The organism is Mesorhizobium sp. M7D.F.Ca.US.004.03.1.1 (genome assembly GCF_003998635.1).
Lineage (GTDB): Bacteria > Pseudomonadota > Alphaproteobacteria > Rhizobiales > Rhizobiaceae > Mesorhizobium > Mesorhizobium loti.
Genome location: NZ_RZQG01000428.1, coordinates 1 through 5,018, shown reverse-complemented (window position 1 = coordinate 5,018; position 5,018 = coordinate 1). Strand labels below are relative to the sequence as shown.

Annotated in this window: 4 protein-coding genes; 2 read left to right on the top strand and 2 right to left on the bottom strand. The window is 55.6% G+C overall.

The features are described from left to right. A partial coding sequence (locus tag EN935_RS21820; protein ID WP_127373605.1) for a DUF4011 domain-containing protein occupies positions 1-1,972 on the bottom strand: 1,972 nt, incomplete at its 3' end. A 636-nt stretch (positions 1,973-2,608) separates the two neighbouring features. On the opposite strand from EN935_RS21820, the gene EN935_RS21815 reads away from it, so the two are divergent. Together EN935_RS21815 and EN935_RS21810 are read left to right on the top strand one after the other, a co-directional pair. Then, on the top strand, positions 2,609-3,022 hold the full coding sequence (locus tag EN935_RS21815) for a MucR family transcriptional regulator (protein WP_082826711.1): 414 nt from the start codon (positions 2,609-2,611) through the stop codon (positions 3,020-3,022). A gap of 97 nt (positions 3,023-3,119) precedes the next feature. After that, on the top strand, positions 3,120-3,887 hold the full coding sequence (locus tag EN935_RS21810; RefSeq protein ID WP_095770038.1) for a thermonuclease family protein: 768 nt from the start codon (positions 3,120-3,122) through the stop codon (positions 3,885-3,887). A gap of 13 nt (positions 3,888-3,900) precedes the next feature. Here EN935_RS21810 and EN935_RS21805 read toward each other — a convergent pair. Continuing rightward, on the bottom strand, positions 3,901-5,018 hold a 1,118-nt coding region (locus EN935_RS21805), incomplete at its 5' end, for a DUF4236 domain-containing protein (RefSeq protein ID WP_127373604.1).

Genomic DNA, 5,018 nt, shown 5'->3' with positions numbered 1-5,018 from the left:
GAATGGTGAGCTGTCGCGCACGATGGAAACCATCTTTCGGAAATTCCGAGGGAAGCTTTGCAAGCTCTGTCTCGAGACCTTCAATTGGCGTGTCGATAGCCGTTGCCGCCAACTGCTCCGAAAGTTCCTCGGACTTGCGGGCGAAATCCGTTCCTGACCAGAGAAGCGATGAAATGTCTTTCGGACGCTCATCCCATACCGGCGAGACGAGCGCCTCGGCAGGAAGTCCAGGCGCGGACGCGAGAAGCTCAGCGCGATCTTCTATCTCGCCGCTGTCGCTGAGAATTTTCGGAGGCTCGGCCTTGATCCGCTCAGCGATACCGACCAGTTTGGCGTGCAGTGCCTTGGCTTGGTCCAGCAACGCCGCGATGCGTGGGACGAGCCTCTCAATGGTCGTTGGAAGAACGACATCCAGGCCAACTCCCCGCCACGGGTGGTGGATCGGCAAGCCGATCTCGTTGATCCGCTGAGAGACCTCATCGAGCAATTTGCGACGTTGCGAAACGCCGTCAGTTGTCCAGCTTGTGGCATCCGTAAGTTCGATGTCCACTGGTTTCTGACCGACCTGCCTTAGTCGGGTTAGCTGGCCGAGAACCTGATAAGGAGTGAGTTCGGACGCTCCGAACGCAACGTGCATTCGTGCAGCATGTGCGTTGAGTTTATCGCGAGCCTCCAGCAAGCGATCAGTTAGGGAAGAAGGAAGCTGGCCCCTGGGCGATCCGAGTTGCCAGGTTCGCCGCAGCTCCTCTAGCATCATGCGCTTGTTCGCCTTGTTACTATGCAGCTCAAGGCAGGCGTCCCCCACCCCAGCAGTGTCAAGCCGTCGCTTGACGACCTCCAGCGCTGCCATCTTTTCGGCCACGAACAGCACGGTCTTTCCGTCGGCAACGGCCGACCCAATAATGTTTGCGATCGTCTGCGATTTTCCTGTCCCAGGCGGACCTTGGATAACGAGGTCGCGACCTTTTCTGACGTCATGGATCGCCAGTGTCTGAGAACTGTCACTGTCGACGATATGCAACATTTCGGCGGGCGCAATGTGCGGATCAATCGCTATGTCGTCCGACATAAGCGGCTCGCGTGTTTCGAAACCATCTGAAAGAAGCGAGCGGATCTTCGGTTGTTCGATAATCTTTGCGCCATCGGGCCAGAGATCCGGATCCAGATCACGGTACATCAAGAACTTCGCAAACGAGAAGAAGCCGAGCACCATATCGTCGCGAAGCACCTCCCAACCCTCTTTGGTCGAAATTGCTTCGGCAACGGCATCGAGATAGGCCGAGACGTCGAAGTCATCTCCCACCTCAAAACGCGGCAGAGCGAGCTTGTGAATGCGGTCGAGATAGAGTTCCAAGGAGAGGTTTGCGGTAAGATCTTCCGGCCGGGCTCGTAGGCGGAATTTTTCTCCAGCGGCCCCTCGCTCAAGCCGAACCGGCACCAAAATGAGGGGGGCCTGACGGATGTTCTCTTTGTTGTTCGGGTCAATCCACTTCAGCATTCCAAGGGCCAGAAAGAGGATATTGACGCCCTGCTCTTCCTCGAGTGTGCGGGCATCATGGTAGAGATCAAGGAGCCGCCGCTGCAGCCCAGTTGGGGTCATACGCGTCTGCAGCTTGGTGTCCGAGTGCCGCGCGGATATCCCTCTGTTATCGACTCCATCGTCCTCTGGTTGGGCGAGAGCGACGGGGGAATAGTCGATCTCTTCGTCTGGAGGGCTGCTTTCATCCTGGCCCGCTTTCGGCCTATCGGGCTTGCCGGCCAGGAAGGTAAAAGCCTTTCCTTCGGTCACCAGCAATCGATAAATTTCGGACGACTTCTCATCGACGATATCGATCGTCTTCGCGCTCTTGGAAAACCGCGGCACATTCAAAAGTCGATTGCGGGCGGAAAGATCGAGCAACTCCATCCTGGCGCGCTCGAGTTTCTCCTTTAGAGGGAGATCGCTTTGGAAGACTGACTGTTTTACGTCCAAGACTTACATCCCCTTTGAAAGGAGAACCAGCTAGAGCCCGCGTAGAGCGTTCGCGCAAGAAAAAACAGCCGTGTTCAATTAGAAACGACTGCGATCACTTCTGGACACCGTCCAATATTGCGACGTGTGATATGGGTCAGAGCCTGCATTCTTGGCCCCCTTTGCCTAGTCGCTATCCGACGAGGATTCTCGCTCCCTGCCCCCGTATTTAGCCGCCTCCACAATGTCTTTTTCTGACACAGAGAGTCCGTTGCGGACCCGAATGGCTCCCGCACTTGGAACGCGGTCCAATTCAGATCCAGTCTTTGCCTTATCCTTCTGGGGCTTAACCTCCGGCGGCGGGTCTTTCGAAAATGTCATGCGTAGGTCCTACTCGTCCAAATCTAAATGCATCCGCCTGTGAGCCTCAAGCCGCTTTCCTGGTCATACAAAGAAAACGCCGCGCCCAATCAATCCACCGTCTCTCGTGGTTCCGCATTCTGATTGGCGCTTTAACATTCATCACTATTAGCGCCTGGCATTTAGTATCCTCCCTCTACTGGTTTTTTTAGCCGATAAGTAATAGATCGGGATTTCACTGCAGAAGTCCGGAGCCATGAAGTGACTGACGAAATCCAAAATACGGCCACCGCGCTGATGGAGCTTACCGCCGATATCGTTGCGGCTTATGTGAGCAAGAATTCAGTGCCGGTCTCCTCATTGCCGGACCTTATTGCCAGCATCAATTCGTCATTAGCGCGTATCGGCCAGCCGTCCGAACCGGAAAAACCCGACCAAGTTCCCGCGGTCAACCCCAAGCGCTCAGTCACTCCAGACTACATCGTCTGCCTCGAAGACGGCAAAAAGTTCAAGTCCCTCAAGAGACACTTGAACACGCATTTTGGACTGACGCCCGACGCCTATCGCCAAAAATGGGGCCTCTCCAACGATTACCCCATGGTCGCGCCTAACTATTCAGCCAATCGCTCCAGATTGGCAAAATCGATTGGCCTCGGTCGCACAGCAGCCGCGCCCAAGAAAGCAGCAGCCAAGAAGTCAAAGACGCGCTAGCAAAACATTTGGCAGCTTCGCAAAGGATCGAAAATTGAATCGCGATCGCTATTCCCATCGCCGCAGCTCGCGGCCAAGACGCGGCCGGGTTTCAATTATGCGCAAGCGTTTCTTTTCACATAAATCATTAGCCGCGATCCTGGTGATCACGCTAGCAGTGGGCGCTTATGTCACCTCCTACTTTACAGGGTGGGGCAACCAGATCGCGGGACCCAATACAGCAAGCGCACTCGGGTCAAAACCGAAGCCTATCGTCGGCGTAGCGTCCATCGTTGACGGGGACACGATCGAGATCCACGGACAGCGTATTCGTTTCAATGGCATCGACGCACCTGAAAGCAGCCAAAACTGCAGCGACGCAAGCGGGCAAGAATACCCATGCGGCCGCAAATCCGCAGAAGCACTGGACATCTTCCTCAGTCAATCCCGACCCATCCAGTGCAACTTTGTTTCGTGGGATCGTTACAACCGCTTCGTTGGTGATTGTCAGCGGGCGGACGGTGCTAGCATTGCGTCTTGGATGGTCGAACAGGGTTATGCCCTGGATTGGCCTCGATACAGCCATGGTAGTTACGCGTCACAACAGGCAGATGCCCAAAGGGCCAAGATTGGCATCTGGGTTGGCACTTTCACAGCCCCTTGGGATTGGCGAGCAACACATGCAGCCAACAATAAACCCGGTAATGACACATCCTACGGCCTTACAGGCCGTCGCCAAATAGCTCAGAGCTATTCGTGTCAACCGCGTCGCTATTGTAAGCAAATCTCCTCATGCGATGAGGCGCGCTGGTATCTCAATAACTGTAGCTGGGGACCCAAATTGGACCGGGACGGCGACGGAATTCCGTGCGAAGGCATTTGCTGACCAAGCCAATTCCTTAGCGCGCTTTCAGCAAGCCGGACTGGCCACCAGCGTTTCGGTGCATTTGCGCGAGTGCCAATAGAGCCTGGCAAAAGGGCTGGCTGACGTTTGTCTTGGAAAATTCCACCAGCTCGTTGAGCCCGGATGGGCTAGAAAACCGCAAGGCTTCGTAGCGACAGACAGGGATCTGCCGATTATCTCTGAAGCGTTTGTCGGGTCCGCCATTCTTATTGGGATGAGCCCAGGTATAGCTCACGATCTCAGCATCAGATGGAACTTTGCCGGTCTCAATAAAATTGCTGGGGGCAAATTGCGTCCTGAGGTCTCCATACCCAACGGCACCGTACTGGTTTCCGTCCTTCACCAAAATCATGTCTGGCATGAAATAAAGGATTTGCCGGCCGACGTGTATCGACGGTGGTGTGACATTGCTGCGAACAACCGTCGGCAAGGAAGCTTGGAGCGTCGTCGACTTTTTATCGACCAACATCGTGGCTCCCGCATTGCGCTTCCAAGTCGTCAGATCCTCTATCTTGCCACCAGCCGCGACATGCCAACTCGCCGCGCAGCGTGTGAGCGTGTCAAAGGCGGCGACAAGTCGCCCGTAGGCCGCCTCCGCGTCCTGCTCCAAATCATAGTAGAGCACGCTCACCCGGCGGTAGCTGTCCAACCAGTTGCCAATAAGCATGCCCGGCAAAAAGGCAGCAATACCGATCAGCGCCACCCCACCTCCCAGCATTGCGCCTGCGATCAATCCGGCGATCCCAAACAGCACGGCCAGGATGAGCGACATTCGCGTCTGCGATTGCCTCGCATTGATTTCATCAAGCACATTGGCAAATGTCTCATCACGCATCTCGATCACATCGGCGGACTCGATTTCTCTCATCACGACGCCACCGCTGACATATTCCACGGGTGAGGATGTTGGATGGGGCTTTGGCCCAGATGGGAATTCAGACAGTTGCAGCGTCTGCTTGGCGCTGCGCTTTCCCAAAGTGCCTCGGTAGTAGAGACCGCCGACGCCTGCATGAATATAATGCCCTCGTGGGCCAGTCCCGATACGAAGACCTTGCACGCCAACGGACGCGCCAACCCCGCCAGACGAGAAGTTAAAGCGGAAAGGTCCCGCAC